Genomic DNA, 19117 nt, shown 5'->3' on the forward strand with positions numbered 1-19117 from the left:
ATGGGAAACCCCCGAAAATAGCGAATCTGATGTCGGTCACAGTAGTAGATCGACCAGACAGCGGCTCGAGTTAACGGACCGGTTACTCGAACATCTGAATGGCGCGTCTCGAATCCTGTTATTCCACCTGGAGTGAGGTGCCCACCGCATTGCTTTCCGATCGCTGTGGCCGACGAGCGGACGCCGGCGGAGTCCGGAAGACGACCGTCGGACATCGCGCCGTCGGCAGCCTGTGGAACTGCCGCGCGACAGAATCGAACTCGGCGAGAGGACGGCGTCACTCGTGCGTGGTCCGCTGTCGTCGCAGTACGGCTCTGGCGAGTTCGGCGGGCGTTCCTGTGGTCGTGTCGACAATCGTGTCGTAGGTGTATCCGTGGTCGTGAACCGTGCGGAAGTGGCCTCGGGCCAGCCCGTTTTCGTTGCGGCGAGTCAGTTCCCGCTGTTGCGCGACGGCCAGTGGGCAGGTGACGTGGACCAGCTGAACGTCCAGGCCGGCCAGCGCATCCATCCAGACCGGCAGTAGATCGGGAGTCAGCAGCATCTCATCGATGACCAGATGGTCACCGCGGTGGGCGAATTCGGCGGCCGCGGCGCACGCGGATAGCAGCATGCGCCGTCCCACGTGGCCGTAGCGGATGACCACGCACGGGTCGCCGTCCACGTCGCAGCTGGTGCGGTCGTACCAGAATCCGTGGCGGCTGAGTGGGCCGTCGCGGCCACCGCCCCAGTTCGGCGGCACCATGCTGAACAGGATGTCGATGCCCCAGTAGACGAACGGGGTGTGGCTCTCGTCCTGGATGGCGCGGGCCAAGGTGGTTTTGCCGGAGCTCGAGGTTCCGTTGAGGAAAATGACTCGGCTGGGGCGTTCTGCGCTGGGCATCCGGCCAGATTATGCGGCCGATCAGGGGTGTGCACTCGGCTGCTCACCAGGTACGCGCGAGGCCGGGCAGCGGGGGCATGGCATCGGCGCGTTGCCGCTGGACCGGGACGGGCGCCTCGGTCCGAGCGGTCGGCGTCGGTCAGCGGGCGCCGCCGTTGACGTACAGGGTCTGGCCGCTGACGTAGCCGGCCTCGTCGCTGGCGAGGAAGGCGATCACCGCGGCGACCTCCTCGGGCTGTCCCACCCGGCCCAGCGGGGTACGTTCCGCGGCGGCCTTCTGGTGGTCCTCGGCGTTCAAGCCGACGCGGTTCGCGGTGGCGGCGGTCATCGCGGTGGCGATATAACCGGGCGCCACCGCGTTGACGGTGACACCGTACGGGCCGAGTTCGAGGGCGAGCGTCGCGGTCAGTCCCTGGATGCCCGCTTTGGCGGCCGCGTAATTGGCCTGGCCGCGATTGCCGAGCGCCGACCGGCTCGACAGCGACACGATCCTGCCGTAACGCTGGGCCACCATGAACCTCTGGGCGACCTGCGCGCAGTGGTAGGCGCCGGTCAGATTCACGGCGAGCACCGCGTGCCAGTCCGGTTCGGACAGGCGGAAGAACAGGTCGTCGCGGGTGATGCCCGCGTTGTTCACCAAGATCTGCGGGCTGCCCAAATCGGTGGCGACGCGGTCGAACGCGGTCTGCACCGATTCGCGCTCGGTGACATCGCAGATGTAACCGCGCGCCACGCCGCCCGCCGCGGTGATCTGCGCGGTGGTCTCGTCCGGAGCGTTGCGGTCCAGTACGGCGACGGCCGCGCCCTCGCGGGCCAGGCGCAGCGCGGTGGCCGCGCCGATACCCTGGGCCGCGCCGGTGACGACGGCGACCCGATCGGTGAAGCGATGCATCGAAATCCTCCGGTCAGAACGCGGCGACGCCGGTGAGGGCGCGGCCGATGAGCAATTTCTGGATCTGGCTCGTCCCCTCGTAGAGGGTCATCACCTTGGCGTCGCGGAGGTACTTGCCGACGGGGAACTCGTCGATGTAGCCGTACCCGCCGAACACCTGCACCGCGCGGTCGGCCGCACGGACCGCGGCCTCGGAAGCGAACAGCTTCGCCTGCGAGGACGCCACGGCGAAGTCCTCGCCGCGGTCGATGAGATCGGCGACCCGCCACACCAGCAGCCGCGCCGCGTCCACATCCAGTGCGATGTCGGCGAGCAGTTCCTGGACGAGCTGGTGTGCCGCGATCGGCTTACCGAATTGTTCGCGCTGGGTGGCGTAGCCCACCGCGGCGTCGAGGCACGCCTTGGCCAAGCCGACACATCCGGCCGCGACCGACATGCGGCCCTTGGCCAGGGCGGCCATCGCCACGGTGAAGCCTTTGCCCTCGGCGTGTAGCCGGGCGCTGTCGGGCACCCGCACCCCGTCGAGCACGAGCTCGGCGGTGGCCTGCCCCCGCAGCCCCAGCTTGCCGTGGATCTCGCGTGCGGTGAATCCCGGCGAGTCGGTCGGCACCAGGAACGCGGTGATGCCCCGGTGTCCTTCGCCGCCGGTGCGCGCGAATACCAGCGCCACCTCGGCCCAGGTGCCATTGGTGATGAACATCTTGGTGCCCGACAGGATCCAGTCCGAGCCGTCGCGCACGGCACGGGTGCGCAACTGTGCGGCGTCGGACCCGGTGCCCGGCTCGGTGAGCGCGAAACAGCCGAGTGCCTCGCCCGCGACGAGCCGCGTGAGCCAGCTCTGCTTCTGCTCCTCGGTGCCGAAGTGGTGAATCGACTTGGCGACCAAGCCCAGGGAGACCGAGACGATGCCGCGCACAGCCGAATCGCCACGCCCCAACTCCTCCAGGACCAGGCAGTAGGTGAGGTGGTCGCCCCCGCTGCCGCCGTACTGCTCGGGAATGGTGAGCCCGAGGAATCCCAGGGCACCGAGGCGGCCGACGATCGCCCGGTCCACGCCTTCCTCGCGGTCCCACCGGGCGGCGTGCGGGGCGACTTCCCGGTCGACGAAATCGGCCGCGAGCTGCCGTGCCGCCGTCTGCTCGTCGGACAGTTCGAGGTTCATGAGCAGTAGGCTAGCGACAGCTAAACTAGCACCGCAAGTTTTGACGGAAGAATGCTGCGGAGCGATCGAGTTCCGCTGCTCGGTTGAGGTGCGTGAAATCTCGGCCGCGACGGCAGGGCGTACTCGAAAAGCCCGCCCGAAATCTCGGGCTCGGGCAAGCGCCCTCCGATCGGATGTGCGGGGTGCCTCGTTCCGGAACGGAGGCGGACACCAGGAATCTCTCGGTTCGACGGCCGATACGGCCAGGTCGACACCGCATTCCGCGCCGGGTGTACGCGCCGCCGAACGGGCTGACGCTGCGGTCAACCGGTGGTGACCGCCCGGAATTCGGTCGCGAGCCAGGCGGGGAACTCGGTGAGGCTCGTGAGCACCACGTCCGCGCCGGCCGCGCGCAGTTCCTCGGCCGTGCACGGCCCGGTGCTGACGCCCACCGCGAACACCTCCGCGGCCCGCGCGCCGTTCATGTCGCCGACGTGGTCGCCGACGAACAGATCCGCGCCCTGTTCGCGCAGCGTCGCCGCCTTGCCCGCCGACCAGAGGTCACCCGCGAGATGGTCCACGCGCCAACCGAGTTCGGCGATGTGCAGCTGAGCCAGCGGGGCGTGCTTGCCGGTGACCACGAGCACCCGTCCGTCGTTGCCCGCGACGGCCGCCAGCGCGGCCTGCGCGCCCGGCATCGGGGGAATGGTCGAGACCAGCGTCGGATAGAGCGCTCGGTAGCGGGTCACCAGGGCGGGAACCAGTTCCTCGGGCGCGCCCGCTTCGACGAGCAAGGTGGCCAGCGGCGGGCCGAGCCGATCGGCGAACGTCGTCCCGCACAGCGGCAGATCGAACTCGGCGCCGAGCAGGTCGATGGCTCGAGCGACACCCGGCCGGGAATCGATCAGCGTCATGTCGAGGTCGAAGCCCACGGTCCAGGTCACCCACACGACCCTAATCGCCTGCGCTCCGGTGCGCCGGGTCGGCTGTTGTGATTCACAACTCCGCGGCGGGAGCATGCGGGCCGATGGACAGCAGGGGGCCGCGGCCGTGATTCACGTGGAACCCAGGTTGCACTCGATGTCGCGAAAGTAGCTGTTGCCCTTCGGATTCGGCAGCGAGTGCAAACGTGCGTCAGGTGCGCCGCGGTGGCGCCGCGCGCTTGGCGTAGCCGCTGATCGGCCCGATCTCCATCCGATCGATCCCGCGCAGCGCGCCGAGCCGCTCGGTGGTGTAGCGGAACAGGGCGTCCGCGTCGCGGCAGACGACGCACGCCAGCAGATTGTGCGGTCCGGTGGTCGCGGCGACGAACGCCGCCTCCGGATCGTCGGCCAGCGCGGTCGCGACGGCGAGCAGATGCGCGGGGGCGACGGTCAGCCACAACAGGCTCTGCACGGTGAACCCGAACAGCGCGGGATCGATCTCGACGTCGAAACCGAGCACCCGGGCGTCGCGCAGTTCCTCGACCCGCCGCCGCACCGCGGATTCCGACCAGCCGACGGTCCGCGCGAGTCGCGGATAGGTCGCCCGCCCATCGGCGGCCAGCGCGGGAATCAGACGCTGATCCAGTTCGCTCGGCGTCACCGGTGCGGGTGGGTCCGCCGCGGGCGCACGCAGGGCCGCGCTCTGCTCGGTGGACAGCGCCGACATCCGGCCCTGCCAGCGACGTTGCATGATGTGCCGCAGCACGCGGTGGGCGTCCACGGTCCCGACGGCCGGGTGGCGGGCGAGTTCGGGCAGGGGAGCGTCGCCGGGGACGCGGAACAAGCAGACCAGTTCGGCGCCACCGGCGATGACCGTCACCCAGGCGGTGTCGGCGCGGCCGGCCAGCGCGCGGGCCAATGCGGCGGTGGCCTCCGGCCGGACCCGCAGGCGGACCAGCCACTCGGCGTGACCGACGCGTCCGGTATCGGCGATCCCGGTGACCCGCAGTCCTCCGGTGTCGAGCAGGCGCCGGTAGCGGCGCGCCAGTGTGCGCTCGGAGACGTCCAGCACCGGTGCGAGCCTGCTGAACGGCGCACGACCGTCGAGCTGCAAGGCGTGCAGCAAACTTCGGTCGATGTCGTCCAAGCTGACCGAATCCACCACGTCAGGGTAGGGCAATGTCGGAATCCGGCGGATCCGCCGTGGTGACGGGCAGGCGCGCCGGGGCCGGACGAGCATCGTCGGCGTGCAGAAACCGATCGACGCCATCCACCACACCGGAATCCTGACTCGTGATCTGGACGGTCTGGAACGCCGCTACCTCGACCTCGGCTTCACCCTCAGTCCCCGCTCCCGGCACCTGCTGAGCGCGCGACCGGGCGAACCGCCCACACCCGGATGCACGGCCAACCGCTGCGCGCTGTTCGGGGGTTCCTACCTCGAACTGCTCGGCATCGTGGACGAGTCCGCGCCGGACCCGTGGCACACCAGGGCGATGGCCGACCAGTACGAGGGCTTCCGCCTGCTCAATTTCGAAACCGTCGACGCGGAGTCGGCGCTGCGGCAGCTCACGGCGGCGGGCGTGCGCGCGACCGGCGTGCTCGACCTGGAGCGCGACGTCGAGACCGAGGACGGCATCCGCACGGTGCGCGCGCGGGCCGTGCACGTCGACCCGGCGTCGACACCGGAGGCGCTGCTGGGCGTCGCGCAACATCTCACCCGCGAATACGTTCACCAGCCGCGCTATCTGTCGCATCCGAACGGCGCCCGCGCCATCGCCGCCGTGCTGATCGTGGTGGACGATGACGCGTTCGACGCGACCGTCGAACGCTACGGTCGCATCCTGGCCGTGGCCGCCGTGCGAAAAGGGCCGCTGACCGTGTTGGAGATGGGCTCGGGACGGCTGGAGCTGGTGCGCGCGTCCCAGGCGGGCGCCGTGTTGCCGGACGAGGCGGCGCCCGCACCGTCCTACCTGGCCGCCATGACCATCGCCGTGCACGATCTGGCCGTCGCGCGCGCGGTCATCGGGAAGGCGGGTGTGCCGGTCCGCGCGACCGACGAGGGCTTCTTCGTTTCCGCGCGGGACGCCTACGGCGCAGGGCTGTTCTTCGTGACGGACTGACTCAGGCAGGAGGCGGGCCGGGGCGGGGTTCGGCGAGGGTGGAGCGCTTGCGGCCGTATCCGAGGTAGACGGCGATACCCACCAGCACCCAGACACCGAACCGCACCCAGGTCAGCGCCTCGAGGGTGGTCGCCAGCAGGACGCAGCCGATCAGCGCGAGGATCGGAACCAGCGGCACGAGCGGAGTGCGGAACGGGCGTTCGCGCTCGGGTTCCACCCGGCGCAGCACCAGCACGCCCACGCATACCACCGCGAACGCCGACAGGGCGCCGATGTTGACCAGTTCGACCACGATATCGATCGGCAGGAGCCCGGCGATGATCGCGCCGATCGCCCCGAGCAGCACCGTCAGCCGCACCGGAGTCGAGCGTTTCCCGGTCGCCGCGAGGCGGTAGGGGAGCAGCCTGTCGCGGCACATCGCGAACATCAATCGAACCTGCGCGTACACGATCAGCAGCAGGCCCTTGGTCAGCGCGACGATCGAGGCGATCACGATGACGTCGCCGATCCATCCGATGCGCACCGCGCCGAACGCGGTCGCGATCGGCGCGCTGTTGTTCAGCGTCGCGAACGGCACCATGCCGGTGAGCACGACGCTGACCAGCGCGTAGAGCGCGGTGGCGATGAGCACCGTGCCGATGATGGCGAACGGGACGTCGCGGCGCGGGTTGCGGGCCTCCTCCGCCGAGGCGGCGACCACGTCGAAACCGAGGAAGGCGAAGAAGGCGATCGCCGCGCCCCCGACTACGCCCCCGACCCCGAACGGGGCGAACGGGGTCCAGTTGTCCACCTCGACGTGCGGTGCGCCGACGGCGATCACCAGCACGAGCACGCCGATGGTCACGCCCACCAGCACTTTGGTGATGCGCGCGGTGAAGGTGACCTCACCGGCCAGCACCGCGACGACGACGGCGACGATCAACACGGCGGGCAGATTCACCACGCCGCCTTCGGCGGGCCCCGCGGCGATTGCGTGCGGAACGGTGAGGCCGAACAGCGAGTCCAGCGCGGACACGGTGGTGCCGGACCAGCCGATCGCCACCGCGGCTCCCGCGATGACGAACTCCAGCAGCAGGTTCCAGCCGACCAGGAACGCCGGTCCTTCGCCGAGGGTCGCGTACGTATAGGTGTAAGCGCTGCCGGAGACCGGCACCATCGCCGCGAGTTCGCTGTAGCACAGCGCCACCAGCACGCACACCGCTCCCGCCAGCGCGAACGACAGCACGATGGCGGGCCCGGCCTTCTCGGCGGCGGCGACGCCGGTGATGACGAAGATTCCCGCACCGACGATGGTGCCGACGCCCATGGCGGTGAGGTCGAGTCGCCCGAGCCTGCGCGCCAGCGTGGGCGCGCCCGCCTCGGTTGTGGCGGTGTCGGGCAGGCGGCGGCGCCATCGCCGGGCTGATGCGGTGGTCATGACTCCCTTACGAGAACGGTCCGTCGGTCGCGGCCCGGTATGCCGAACCGATGGACCATTCTCGCCGCGTAGCCGCGGCTGGGAATAGCTGGGGTGTTGCGGGTGGTGCGTTCCCGCACCGGCCGCGGGTCGCTCAGCTGCTGGGGGACGTGGCGAAGGGCGTGGCGGCGGCGACGCGGGCCACGCGGTGGGGATGCCGCCACAGGCCCTTGCGCTCCAGGATCGGCAGCACGCCTTCGCCGAACCAGTACGCCTCTTCCAGATGGGGGTAGCCGGAGAGGATGAAGTGCTCGATGCCCAGCTCGGCGTATTCGGCCAGCCGATCGGCGACTTCGGCGTGCGAGCCGACCAGCGCGGTGCCCGCGCCACCGCGGACCAGGCCGACGCCCGCCCAGAGGTTGGGCGCGATCTCCAGCCGCTCGGTGCTGCCGCCGTGCAGTTCCGCCATCCGTCGCTGGCCTTCGGATTCGCTGCGCGCCAGACTGGCCTGCACCCGCTCGATGTCGGCGGGATCGATGCCGGCCAGCAGACGATCGGCCTCGGCCCACGCCTGCTCGGAGGTGTCTCGGCTGATCACGTGGATGCGCAGGCCGTAGTCGAGCACGCGCCCGTGGCCGACCGCCAGGTGGCGGATCCACTCCAATTTCCTGCGCACCGCGGGCAGCGGTTCGCCCCAGGTCAGATAGGTGTCGCTGTAGCGGGCCGCGATCGGGCCCGCCGGTTCGGAGGAACCGCCGAAGAACACCGGCGGCACCGGGTCCGGACGGTTGCTCAGCAGTGCCTGCCGCACCCGGATGTGCTCGCCCTCGAAGGTCACCGGCTCGGTGGAGGTCCACAGTTCGCGCACCACGTGCAGGAATTCGCCGGTGCGGGCGTAGCGCTGGGTCTTGTCCAGGAAGTCGCCGTAGGCCTGCTGCTCGTGTGGCTCGCCGCCGGTCACCACGTTGAGCAGCAACCTGCCCCGGGAGTGGCGCTGGAACGTCGCCGCCATCTGCGCCGCGAGCGTCGGGCTGACCAGCCCGGGGCGGAAGGCCACCAGGAACTTCAGCGTCTCGGTGGTCTCGACCATCATCGCGGTGGTCAGCCAGGCGTCCTCGCACCACGCGCCGGTGGGGGTGAGCACGGCCTCGAAGCCGTTGTCCTCGGCCGCGGCGCCGATCTGGTTCAGATACCGCAGGCCGGCCGGGCGGTCACCGGACATGAACGTGCCGTGCCCGCCCGCGACCAGCCCGCGGGAATCGCCGTAGGTGGGGAGGAACCAGTGGAACGACAGACTCATGCGGAGCCAACTCCCTTCCGGAGACCGCGGCCGGGCCACCGTGGTGACCGCCGCGCACGCGAAGCGACCCGAACCGGCTCCCGGTCCGCAGCGATGACGGACACGCGACACCTCGGGGTAGCGGGACAGATCGAGGCGGTGCGCCGTGTGGGCGCGCCGCAGTGATCCATGCTCGGCGCTCGACCGGCCGGGGTCACGGTTTGGAACCAGGCCGGTTTTTATTCGTGCGTCCGTACGTGCCACTATTCGGTGCTAGACGTAACCACGGATAACACGTAATCTGGCCTCAGCACGCACCCCCTCGGTGTGCGAGGCGGACGGACGAAACGAGTACCTCAATGACGCGGCATGTCGACGTACTGATCATCGGCGCTGGGCTGTCCGGAATCGGCATGGCCTGCCATCTCACCAAGGAGCAGACGGGACGCAGCTACGCGATCCTGGAACGCAGGACCGCCATCGGCGGCACATGGGACCTGTTCCGCTACCCCGGCATCCGATCCGACTCGGACATGTACACCTTCGGCTACGGCTTCCGTCCGTGGAACGGCACGAAGGTGCTCGCCGACGGGCCGAACATCCGCCGGTACATCGAGGAGACCGCGGCCGAGTACGGCGTCACCGAGCACATCCGGTTCGGCCGCAAGGTGACCACGGCGCGCTGGTCCAGCGACACGGCCACCTGGACGGTCGAGGCGCTCGACGAACAGACCGGCGAGACCGAGGTCCACACCAGTAATTTCCTGGTCGGCTGCACCGGTTATTACGACTACGACAACGGCTACCGTCCGAAGTTCCCCGGCGAGGAGGACTTCAGCGGGCAGATCGTGCACCCGCAGCACTGGCCCGAAGACCTCGATTACTCCGGCAAGCGAGTGGTGGTGATCGGTTCCGGCGCCACCGCGATCACCCTGATCCCGGCCATGAGCGAGGCGGCCGCGCACGTCACCATGCTGCAGCGCTCTCCGACCTACATCACCGCGCTGCCCGCCGACGACCCGGTCGCGGTGGGGATGAAAGCCGCCAAGGTGCCCGCCAAGCTCGCCTACCGGATCGGGCGGGCGCGCAACATCGCCTTGCAGCGCGCCAGCTTCCAGCTCTCCCGCACCAATCCGGAGGCGGCCAAGAAGCTGCTGCTGGCCGCGGTGCGAATGCAGGTCGGCTCGGGTATCGACATGCGCCACTTCACCCCTTCCTACAACCCGTGGGACCAGCGCCTGTGTGTGGTGCCCAACGGTGACCTGTTCAAGGTCCTGCGCAGTGGCAAGGCGTCCATCGCCACCGACCGCATCGAGACGTTCACCGAGAACGGCATCCGCCTGGCCTCCGGTGCGGAACTGCCCGCTGACCTGGTCATCAGCGCCACCGGTCTGAGCGTGCAGATGCTCGGCGGCATGAGCCTGGAGGTCGACGGCGAGCCGGTGGTCACCCGGGACCGGGTGGTCTACAAGGGCGCGATGCTCGACGGCATACCGAACGCGATGATGGTGCTCGGCTACACCAACGCCTCCTGGACGCTGAAGGCCGACCTCGCGGCCGAGTACTTCTGCCGCGTGCTCAACCACATGAAGGAGAACGGTTTCACCCGGGTCGAGCCGGTGGCCACCGACCGCGATCGCGGTACCGACTCCGTGATGGGCGGCGCGCTGACCTCCGGTTACATCCAGCGCGGCGACGCGGTGATGCCGCGGCAGGGCACCAACGGCCCATGGCAGGTGATCAACAACTACTTCCGCGACCGCAAGCTGCTGCGCAAGGGCGCGCTGGAGGACGGGGTGCTCTCGTTCGGTCGTGCCGTGCAGGCGCCGACCGGCGTACGCCCGCTGGAAGGTTCGCGCAGCGCCTGAGCGCCGCCAGGCGGTTCACCGCGGTGGCACGACGAGTTGCGCGCGTCTTCGTTCGCTACAGACCCAGCAGAGTCTCCGCGACTGTCAGCATGGCGTCGCGGTACTCGGCGCGGCTGGGTGCGTCGGCGTCGCGGCGGGCCAGCACGCCTGCGGTGAGGGCGTAGCCGATGGTTTCCGCGATCACGCGCGGCGCCACCGCCGGGGTGATGCGGCCCGCGTCGAGCTGGCGTTGAAGGTACCGGGTGAAGCGGCGAATCGGGCGCTCGGTGATCTCCGCGGACAGTGCGGCCACCTGGGGGTCCACCGCTCCGCGTTCGTCGATCAGGCGCAGCAGCGGTCCCGCCGTCGCGACCGCGCCGGCGAACGAGTCGATGGTGGCCCGCAACATCGTTCGCGGGTCGTCATCCTCGATACCCGGTTCCTGGGCGGCGAGGAAGTCGTCGCGCACCCGCTCGGCCAGCGCGAAGAAGATCTCTTCCTTCGAGGCGAAGTAGACATACATCGTCGCGCGGGAGACACCCGCCTCCGCGGTGATGGCGGCGACCGTGGTGTTGTCGTAGCCGCGCTCGGCGAACACCCGCGCCGCGGCGTCGAGGAGGTCGCGGTGCCGGGAGGTCTGTGAGCGCTCCCGCGCCGCGCGCACCGACCAGGTGGACTGGGTCACGCCGGTCATCGTCGCGCATATTGACGTTGACGTCAATGTCAACGACACTGGGCGCCATGCAGGTCGTCGTGGTGAACAGGGGAGAAGTGGCGGTTCGCGTGCTGCGCACCGCCCGGGAACGGGGTTGGCGGACCCTGGCGGTGTACACGGCCGAGGAACAGCACGCGCTGCACGTCCGTCTGGCCGACGAGGCCGTGGTGTTGCCGGGCGTCGGAGCCGCCGCCTACCTCGACGTGGCGGCCGTCGTCGCGGCGGCCGGGAAGGCGGCGCCGGGCGCGCTCGTGCATCCGGGCTACGGATTCCTCAGTGAGAGCGCGGAATTCGCGCGCGCGTGCGCGGCGGCCGAGCTGGTGTTCGTCGGTCCGTCACCCGAGGCGCTCGGCGTGTTCGGCGACAAGACCGCGGCCCGCGCGGCGGCCGGGCGCGCGGGGGTCCCGGTGATTCCGGCCACCCGCCGCGGCGCGGGCGCCGCCGAGATCGAGGCGCTGCTCACCGCTCATCCCGACGGGGTGATGGTGAAGGCCACGGCCGGTGGCGGAGGGCGCGGGATGCGGGCGGTGCGCGACGCGGCGTCTCTCGCGGAGGCGTTCGAGCGCTGCCGCGCGGAGGCGCTGGCCGGATTCGGTGACGCGGGGGTCTACGCGGAGGCGCTGGTCACCGCCGCGCGCCACGTGGAAGTGCAGATCGTCGCGGACGGCCGAGCGGCCACGGCCGTCGGTGACCGCGATTGCAGCGTGCAGCGCAGGCAGCAGAAGCTGGTCGAGGTGGCGCCCGCTCCCGAGCTGTCGGCGGCGCTGCGCGAGCGATTGCACGGCTGGGCCGTGCGGGTCGCCGAATCCGTCGGTTGTCGCGGCGTCCTCACCGTCGAGTTCCTGGTGCGCGGCGAGGACGCGTGGTTTCTCGAGGTCAATCCGCGACTGCAGGTCGAACACACTGTCACCGAAGCGGTCACGGGAATCGACCTGGTCGCCGTGCAATGCGATCTCGCCGGTGGCGCGACACTGGCCGATCTGGCGCTGCCCGGCCCCGGGGCCGCACGCGGCTACGCGGTGCAGGCGCGCCTGAACGCCGAAATCCTCACCGCGGGCGGCGAAGTACTGCCCGGCACCGGCACACTGGCTCAGTTCGCCCCGCCGACCGGCAGCGGCGTGCGGGTCGACACGGCCGCGTTCGCCGGGATGCGGCAGGACGCGCGTTTCGATTCTCTGCTGGCGAAGATCATCGCCTCCGGTCCGTCGTATCCGGCCGCGCTGCGCCGGTGTGCGGACGCGCTGGCCGAGACCGTGGTGGCCGGGGTGGACACCAATGCCGCGGTGCTGCGCGCGGTCCTTGCCGAGCTCGCCGATGGTCGCGTCGTGCCGACCACCTGGTTCGAGCGGCACATCGATGAATTGGTCGGGCGTGCCGGGGATTTCCCGAGCCCAGTGTCTGTGTCGCCTATCGCGGAAGGCACCGCGACGGCGGTGACGTTGGCAGACGGCGAACAGGCGGTGCTGTCGCCGATGGGCGGCACGGTGGTCGTCATCGCCGAGCCGGGTGCGATCGTTCCCGCGGGCGGCGAGGTCGCGGTGCTGGAGGCCATGAAGATGCAGCACGTGGTGCGCGCCGAGCAGGACTTGCGGGTGCACCGCCACGTCGTCGCGCCGGGCGCGGTCGTCGATCCACATGCGCCACTGTTGGTCTTCGTCGCCGCCGAACACGACGGAGCGGTCATCGATGAGGTCGCGGTCGACTTGGACGCGATACGCGCCGATCTCGCCGAGGTGCACACCCGTCACCGCGCCGGCCTGGACGAATCCCGGCCGGAGGCGGTCGCGAAGCGGCACCGGCTGGGGCGGCGCACCGCGCGCGAGAACATCGCCGACCTGGTGGATGCGGACAGCTTCGTCGAGTACGGCGCGCTCGCGGTCGCCGCGCAACGACTGCGCCGCAGCCAGGAGGATCTGATCGCGAACACCCCGGCAGACGGGCTGATCGCGGGCGTGGCGACCATCGATGCCGAGCGATTCGGTCCCGACCGATCCCGCGCGGTCGTGCTGTCCTACGACTACACGGTGCTGGCGGGCACCCAGGGCATGCGCAACCACGTGAAGACCGATCGCATGCTCGAACTCGCTCGCGAGCAACGACTTCCGGTGGTCTTCTTCACCGAGGGCGGCGGCGGCAGACCGGGCGACACCGACTACCCCGGCATCTCCGGGCTGGACGTCACCACTTTTCGCGCGATGGGCGCGCTCTCGGGCCGGGTTCCGCTGATCGGCATCGTATCGGGACGTTGCTTCGCGGGTAACGCGGCGCTGCTGGGCATGTGTGACGTCGTGATCGCCACTCCCGACACGAATATCGGCATGGGCGGTCCCGCCATGATCGAGGGCGGCGGGCTCGGCGTGTACGCGCCGGAGGACATCGGGCCGATCGAGGTGCAGCGCCGCAACGGCGTCGTGCACGTGGTCGCGGCGGATGAGGCGGACGCAGTGGCCACCGCCCGCCGCTATCTCGCCTACTTCCAAGGCGCGATCGAGGATTGGGCCGCGCCGGACCCGCGCTCGGCGCGGCACGTGGTCCCGGAGAACCGCCTGCGCGCGTTCGACATCCGCGCCGCGATCGAGTCCGTCGCGGATGTCGGGTCGGTACTCGAGTTGCGCCGGGACTGGGCGGTGGGGATCGTCACCGCACTGATCCGGGTGGAGGGACGACCGTTCGGCTTGATCGCCAACAACTGCCACCACCACGGTGGCGCGATCGACGCTCCCGCCGCGGACAAGCTCAGCATGTTCCTGCGCTTGTGCGACACCCACGGATTGCCGATCGTCTCCTTGTGCGACACACCGGGCTTCATGGTCGGTCCGGACGCGGAAAAGGACGGCACCGTCACGAAATTCAGTCGCCTTTTCATCGACTCGGCTGCGCTCTCGGTCCCGCTGGGAACCGTCATCGTGCGCAAGGGTTACGGTCTCGGCGCTCAGGCCATGGCCGCGGGCTCGTTTCGTGCGCCCCGATTCGTCGTCGCCTGGCCGACCGGCGAAATCGGCGGCATGGGCTTGGAAGGCGCTGTCCGTCTCGGGTTCGCCAAGGAGCTTGCCGCGATCGATGATCCGGTCGAAAGGCAGAAGGCTTTCGACAATCTGGTCCAACTCGCCTACGCCAACGGCAAGGCCCTCACCGCCGCCACCGTGCTCGAAGTCGACGACGTCATCGACCCCGCCGACACCCGCCGCTGGATACGCACCCTGTGCTGACCCGCGACGCGTGTGGGGCGGCTGGGGACGTCAGGGTTTTCGAGCGACCGCGCCGTAAGCCGAGACCGGCCTGACCTCGCCGACCTCGGTCTCGGGCGTGCGCCACCGAGTGATCGGAACGAAGCCCGGCTCGACCATCTCCAACCCTTCGAAGGCGGCCTCGATCCGATCGCGCGGGCGATCATCCGCATCAGCGTCTCGTAGGCCGCGCGTACACCGGCGGCAGTCGGCTGTTCATCGATCGTGCCGCTCGTCCTGACCGGCGAGAACGCGACGTACCGGCTCCCACAGCTCGACGGTTTCGGCGTCGGTATGTCCGGCTTGCCGCGTCGACGTGCGTGTGCGCAGGGCGACCGCAAGGTTCTGGAACGTTTTCGAGCGGGTGGCCGCGCGGTTGCTCGACTGTGCGCTATGACAATGCCTTTGCTCCGCAGCGATCCTCTGAGCCCGCGATGTCATCGCTCCACCGTCCGGCGCTGACGGCACCGATATCCGTTGGTGCCGTTTCGGCCAGTCCGGTTAAGATCATCATTCGCACCCGCGCCCGATCAGGCGCCGTGCCAGGACGGTCCGTCCTCACCACGGGATCGCGGACCGGCGAGCCGGGCAACGCCCGAGGCACATCCACGGCAGAGAGACCTGCCGGAACCAGCCGATGTGTCGTTGCGGGCACGGCTTTCCCCCGATCATCGGCGTCAGCGTGCGCGAAATCCGGATTGCCCCAGCGGCGTCCGCGCGTGGGCAGCCCGCCGATTCGGCGGCGCCGTACATGCCCTGACCGTCACCACCGGCCCGGCGCCCGGTACGTCGCGGATGAGTGTCACGCTGAACGGCGACGACGCGACGACCGCGCGGATCGCCGCCCACCTGACCGCACTCGTGGAGGTCCACGCAATCGTGCACTGAACATCGCTGCCACCGAGATGCCCGGGCCCGCAAGCGCCGACCGGTCACCACGACCCCGTGGGCTGGCGCACGCCGTGCACCGCGCTGCACCACCCGATGCGTCATGGTGGCGACGAGCCGCGGCGGCGATCCTTCGATTGCCATGCCACGCGGCATGTAGCGACCGTTGGATCTGGCTTGGTCGCTGGGTTCCGGGTGCCGCCGGCGGTGGTCGTCTTCGCGCTGATCGTGCTCCTGTAGCTGCCAACCCGACGTCGCAGCCCAATGCGGCGGTGGTGGGCCTGCTTCGTCGTGATGCAGTAGCGGGTCCGAAAATTCTTCGCGGACAGCGATGAGTCTTCGGACGGTGCTCCGTCCTCTCTGTTGAACGCGCTACCAATCCGGCGCGACCGACCAGAAGGACCAGAAATGACCACCGCCAACCCCTCCGCCACCATCTCCACCGACCGTCCGGGCAAAATTCGCAACCGCGTCCTGTGGACCCTGCAGATCGTGCTCGGCCTGTTCTTCATCATCGCCTCCGGCGGGCCGAAGCTCGTGATCCCGAACACCTTGGCGGACAACGCCCCCGAGAATCTGACCATCCCCCTCGGGCTGCTCATCTTCATCGGAGTCGCGGAGGTCGCCGGCGGTATCGGGCTGATGGTGCCACGGCTCAGCGCCCTTGCCGCCGCGGGCCTGTCCGTTCTCACCGTGCTCGCCGCCGGGACGCAGGCTTTCATCGCCGACAAGCCCGTGATGGGGATCTTCCCGCTGGTGCTGGCCGCGATCTTCGCCTGGATCGCCTACGAGCGCCGCGCCACCATCACCGATCTGCGTAATTCGCTGTCGCGATGACCAATCCATGAGCACGACCGGCGATCGGTAGCCGAACCCACCGATCGCCGCTCGTGCGTTCCCGGATCGATCGCCTGTCGGGTTGGCGGCGATCGATCCAGCGGCCATCTGGTCCGCGGCGCCCGGCCCGGGCGCCGCACCAGGTGGCCCGCGTCGCGTCCGGGCGTACATCAGGACGGAGCCGGGCGAGGCAGTTGCTCTCGCGGCATTATTGGCATGCCCACTGAGCAATAATGCCGGTGACTCGACGCCGGAGAGGATCTGTGAGTGCCGACTGGGTGCACCTTCGCGATGCGCGGCAGCAATTGTTCGACGCTGCCGAGCGTGTGCTGCTGCGTGCGGGGCCGAACGGGCTGACCAGCCGGGCGGTGACCGGGGAGGCGGGGTGTGCCAAAGGTGTTCTGCATCGGCATTTCACCGACTTCGACGCTTTTCTTGCCGATCTTGTGCTCGACCGGGCTGCGCGGCTCGAGGCGCGGGGGAGTGCGTTGCGCGCGTGCGCGGGCGCCGGTACGGTGGCCGCCAATCTGAGCGGTGCGTTGATCGATCTGTTGGGGCCGGTGGCGATGGCGATCATTCCGTTGATCACCTTCCGTGACGAGTTGCGGGTACGACTGCGTCGGGCCAGGCCGGGTGGCGGGATGGCGATTCTCGCCGAGGTGACGTCCGCGATCTGCGCGTATTTGACCGATGAGCGGGAATTGGGCCGTATCGCCGCTGATGCCGACCTGGAGTCACTCACTTTGCTGTGCAACGACGACCGGTCTGAGCATCTTCCAGCAACAGCTGCCACTGGGCTTCCCGACCACACCGCCGGTCGAACCCGATCGAGTGTCCGATAGGGCGACTGCCACTGGAACACCTGACGATGAGCGCCACGCAGCAGCGCTACCTGCGCTCCCGCCTGCCCGTGAGCGCCGCCCGATCTCGCCGAAGCGCGGCCGGACCTGTCGTGGCGCACCGCCATACTCGGCGTCGACCGATCTTCGTGGACGAACTGGAGGTGCGCATGGCGCGCGAACTCGACGACCTGCCCTACGCGCGGTATCTGACCGCCCTGGACGGCGATCTCGAGGCGGAAGGCGACTACGACTGCGTCCGGGTGGACGGCGGCGAACTGGACGACCTCGACGTCCGGCACGCGCGATTCAGCGAGTCGGTGTTCACGATGGTCGCGTTCACCCGGGGAAGCCTCCGCTACAGCCGGTTCGCCGACGTATGGCTGCGTCACGTGCGCTGGGTGGGCACCGAACTGGCCGACACAGGATGGATCGACGGCGAGGTGGTGTCGGGGGCGATGTCCGGCGTCGACTTCGCGGGCGCGAACCTGCGACGAGTCCGGTTCGAAGGATGCAAGTTCGACTCGGTCAACTTCCGCGGGGCTCAGCTGCGCGAGGTGTCGTTCGTCGACTGTGTGCTGCGCGATTGCGATTTCGCCGACGCCGCGCTGACCGACATCACGGTGCCCGGCTCGGAATTGCTCCGGCTGTCGTTGCGCCAGGCCCGGCTGGCGAAGGTGGACCTGCGCGGGGCGACCGCGCTCGACTTCACCGAGGGGCTCGACAGCCTGCGCGGTGCGACGATCACCACGTTGCAGCTGCTGGATCTCGCGCCCGCCTTCGCGCGTTCCGTCGGCATCACCGTGCAGGATTGAACCCGGCCCTGGCGTCGTCGAAAAGGGCTCTGTGGCTGGTGCAGCCGCCCACTATCCACGGGCATGAAAAGGACTGTGCGCCAGCGGCTGCCGGAACGCCATTTCGGCGAAGCGCCGATGCGCCGCACACCTGATTGATACATTGCGCCGATACCGCGCAGTACCGCTTCATCGAGGATGCGAGCCATGGTCGATCCGGATTCCCTCCGCAGCACCGTCGGCGTGCGCGCTCTGGTGCGCATCGCCGGAGAGCGGGGCATGGCGCCCGCGGAGTGCCTGGCCGGTACGGCGCTGGCGCCTGCCGAACTGGGTGACCCGTCCGCCGAGATCACCGCGCACGACGAATTGCGGATCGTGCACACGGTGCTCGGCCGCTTCGGCGACGAGCCGGGGCTCGGCTTGGCCGCGGCGGCCCGCCACCACCTGCGCTCGCGCGGGCCGTGGGGGCTCGCGCTGCTGGGCAGCCGGACCCTGCGCGAGCTGATCGAGGTGGGGTTGCGCTGCGTCGGCCGCACGGTGCCGTTCGGGCGGTTGACGGTCGAGGAAGCCGGCGGCGAAGCGCGACTGGTGTTCCAGGACGCCGACATCCCGGCGGGTATGCGGGCCTTCTTCGCCGAAGCGACGCTGGCGGGGCTGCCCGCCTTCGATCGAGAGCTGTTCGCCATAGGCGTCCCGGTGCGACAGGTCAGTTTCCGGCACGCGTCCCCGCGCGACCTCACGCGCTATCGCGACATCTTCGGCGTCGTGCCGGTCTTCGGTGCGCCGGTGAGCGCGGTGGTCTTCGACCGCGGGACGCTGGACCTGCCGCTGCCCCCGGCGAACGACACCGCGCGGGACAACTGCGGGCAACTGTGCCGTGACCTGCTCGACCGGCGCCGGGCGCGCACCGGCGTGGCGGCGTCGGTCCGCGAGCGCCTGGTACGCACTCCCGGTGAGATCCCCGACCAGGCGACGGTGGCCCTGGGGCTGTACATGAGCTCGCGCACGCTCTCGCGGCGACTGCACGAGGAGGGGACATCGTTCCGGGCGCTGCTGGACGAGGTGCGCCAGACCATGTCGGAGGTGTTGCTCGCGCACACCGACATGACCACCGAACAGGTCGCCGCCCGGCTCGGATACGCGGAGGCGGCCTCCTTCATCCGCGCTTTCCGCCGCTGGCAGGGCTGCCCGCCGCAGACGTTCCGCGCACGGGGCAGGCAGGCGCATCGCACACCCGAAATGGTCTGAGCGTTATCGGCGCGGCCGGGCGTACCGCGCCGGCGCGGGCAGACCGTCCGCTATCGTGCGGCCGGGCAGCGGGCGGCTCGATCCAGTA

General features: G+C 69.7%; 16 protein-coding genes. 7 read left to right on the forward strand and 9 right to left on the reverse strand.

All coding sequences use genetic code 11. The annotated features are described in order from the left end of the window. Positions 1-277: 277 nt before the first annotated feature. The 5 genes from LTT66_RS28070 to LTT66_RS28090 all read right to left on the reverse strand — a co-directional run bounded on the left by LTT66_RS28070 (position 278) and on the right by LTT66_RS28090 (position 4998). The gene (locus tag LTT66_RS28070) at positions 278-880 is read right to left on the reverse strand and encodes a phosphotransferase-like protein (protein ID WP_233061527.1); all 603 of its coding nucleotides are present in this window, start codon (positions 878-880) and stop codon (positions 278-280) included. Positions 881-1019: 139 nt separating this feature from the next. Then, complete coding sequence (fabG, locus tag LTT66_RS28075; RefSeq protein WP_233061529.1) at positions 1020-1772, reverse strand: 3-oxoacyl-ACP reductase FabG; 753 nt, start codon at positions 1770-1772, stop codon at positions 1020-1022. A gap of 13 nt (positions 1773-1785) precedes the next feature. Then, the gene (locus LTT66_RS28080) at positions 1786-2934 is read right to left on the reverse strand and encodes an acyl-CoA dehydrogenase family protein (RefSeq protein ID WP_233061531.1); all 1149 of its coding nucleotides are present in this window, start codon (positions 2932-2934) and stop codon (positions 1786-1788) included. A gap of 302 nt (positions 2935-3236) precedes the next feature. Beyond that, positions 3237-3857 (reverse strand): HAD family hydrolase, encoded by a 621-nt coding sequence (locus LTT66_RS28085; protein ID WP_233061532.1) that lies wholly within the window; start codon positions 3855-3857, stop codon positions 3237-3239. Between the two features lie 190 nt (positions 3858-4047). After that, the gene (locus LTT66_RS28090; RefSeq protein WP_233061534.1) at positions 4048-4998 is read right to left on the reverse strand and encodes an Lrp/AsnC family transcriptional regulator; all 951 of its coding nucleotides are present in this window, start codon (positions 4996-4998) and stop codon (positions 4048-4050) included. A gap of 85 nt (positions 4999-5083) precedes the next feature. On the opposite strand from LTT66_RS28090, the gene LTT66_RS28095 reads away from it, so the two are divergent. After that, positions 5084-5959, forward strand: coding sequence for a VOC family protein (locus LTT66_RS28095; protein ID WP_233061536.1), 876 nt, complete (start codon positions 5084-5086; stop codon positions 5957-5959). Position 5960: 1 nt separating this feature from the next. Here the strand turns inward: LTT66_RS28095 and LTT66_RS28100 are convergent, their stop codons facing one another. Together LTT66_RS28100 and LTT66_RS28105 are read right to left on the reverse strand one after the other, a co-directional pair. Beyond that, positions 5961-7376 (reverse strand): amino acid permease, encoded by a 1416-nt coding sequence (locus tag LTT66_RS28100; protein WP_233061538.1) that lies wholly within the window; start codon positions 7374-7376, stop codon positions 5961-5963. 133 nt (positions 7377-7509) lie between these two features. Further along, entirely contained in the window at positions 7510-8655 is a 1146-nt protein-coding gene (locus LTT66_RS28105) for an LLM class flavin-dependent oxidoreductase (RefSeq protein ID WP_233061540.1), read from the reverse strand. Positions 8656-8993: 338 nt separating this feature from the next. Between LTT66_RS28105 and LTT66_RS28110 the strand changes: the two genes are divergently transcribed. Then, complete coding sequence (locus tag LTT66_RS28110) at positions 8994-10502, forward strand: flavin-containing monooxygenase (protein WP_233061542.1); 1509 nt, start codon at positions 8994-8996, stop codon at positions 10500-10502. Positions 10503-10557: 55 nt separating this feature from the next. On the opposite strand, the gene LTT66_RS28115 is transcribed toward LTT66_RS28110, so the two are convergent. Further along, positions 10558-11166, reverse strand: coding sequence for a TetR/AcrR family transcriptional regulator (locus LTT66_RS28115; protein ID WP_233061544.1), 609 nt, complete (start codon positions 11164-11166; stop codon positions 10558-10560). A 35-nt stretch (positions 11167-11201) separates the two neighbouring features. Between LTT66_RS28115 and LTT66_RS28120 the strand changes: the two genes are divergently transcribed. Beyond that, a complete protein-coding gene (locus LTT66_RS28120) occupies positions 11202-14405 on the forward strand; it encodes an acetyl-CoA carboxylase family protein (protein WP_233061546.1) in 3204 nt (1067 codons plus the stop codon). 30 nt (positions 14406-14435) lie between these two features. Here the strand turns inward: LTT66_RS28120 and LTT66_RS28125 are convergent, their stop codons facing one another. Next, entirely contained in the window at positions 14436-14543 is a 108-nt protein-coding gene (locus tag LTT66_RS28125; protein ID WP_233061548.1) for an SAM-dependent methyltransferase, read from the reverse strand. A 1176-nt stretch (positions 14544-15719) separates the two neighbouring features. Between LTT66_RS28125 and LTT66_RS28130 the strand changes: the two genes are divergently transcribed. From LTT66_RS28130 to LTT66_RS28145, 4 genes are all read left to right on the forward strand, one after another. Further along, positions 15720-16148, forward strand: coding sequence for a DoxX family protein (locus LTT66_RS28130; RefSeq protein WP_233061550.1), 429 nt, complete (start codon positions 15720-15722; stop codon positions 16146-16148). 263 nt (positions 16149-16411) lie between these two features. After that, on the forward strand, positions 16412-16990 hold the full coding sequence (locus LTT66_RS28135; protein WP_233061552.1) for a TetR/AcrR family transcriptional regulator: 579 nt from the start codon (positions 16412-16414) through the stop codon (positions 16988-16990). Between the two features lie 26 nt (positions 16991-17016). Further along, positions 17017-17802 (forward strand): pentapeptide repeat-containing protein, encoded by a 786-nt coding sequence (locus LTT66_RS28140; protein WP_233061554.1) that lies wholly within the window; start codon positions 17017-17019, stop codon positions 17800-17802. A gap of 186 nt (positions 17803-17988) precedes the next feature. Continuing rightward, on the forward strand, positions 17989-19029 hold the full coding sequence (locus tag LTT66_RS28145) for an AraC family transcriptional regulator (protein ID WP_233061556.1): 1041 nt from the start codon (positions 17989-17991) through the stop codon (positions 19027-19029). The last annotated feature ends 88 nt before the right edge of the window (positions 19030-19117 follow it).

The organism is Nocardia gipuzkoensis (assembly GCF_021183645.1).
Lineage (GTDB): Bacteria > Actinomycetota > Actinomycetes > Mycobacteriales > Mycobacteriaceae > Nocardia > Nocardia abscessus.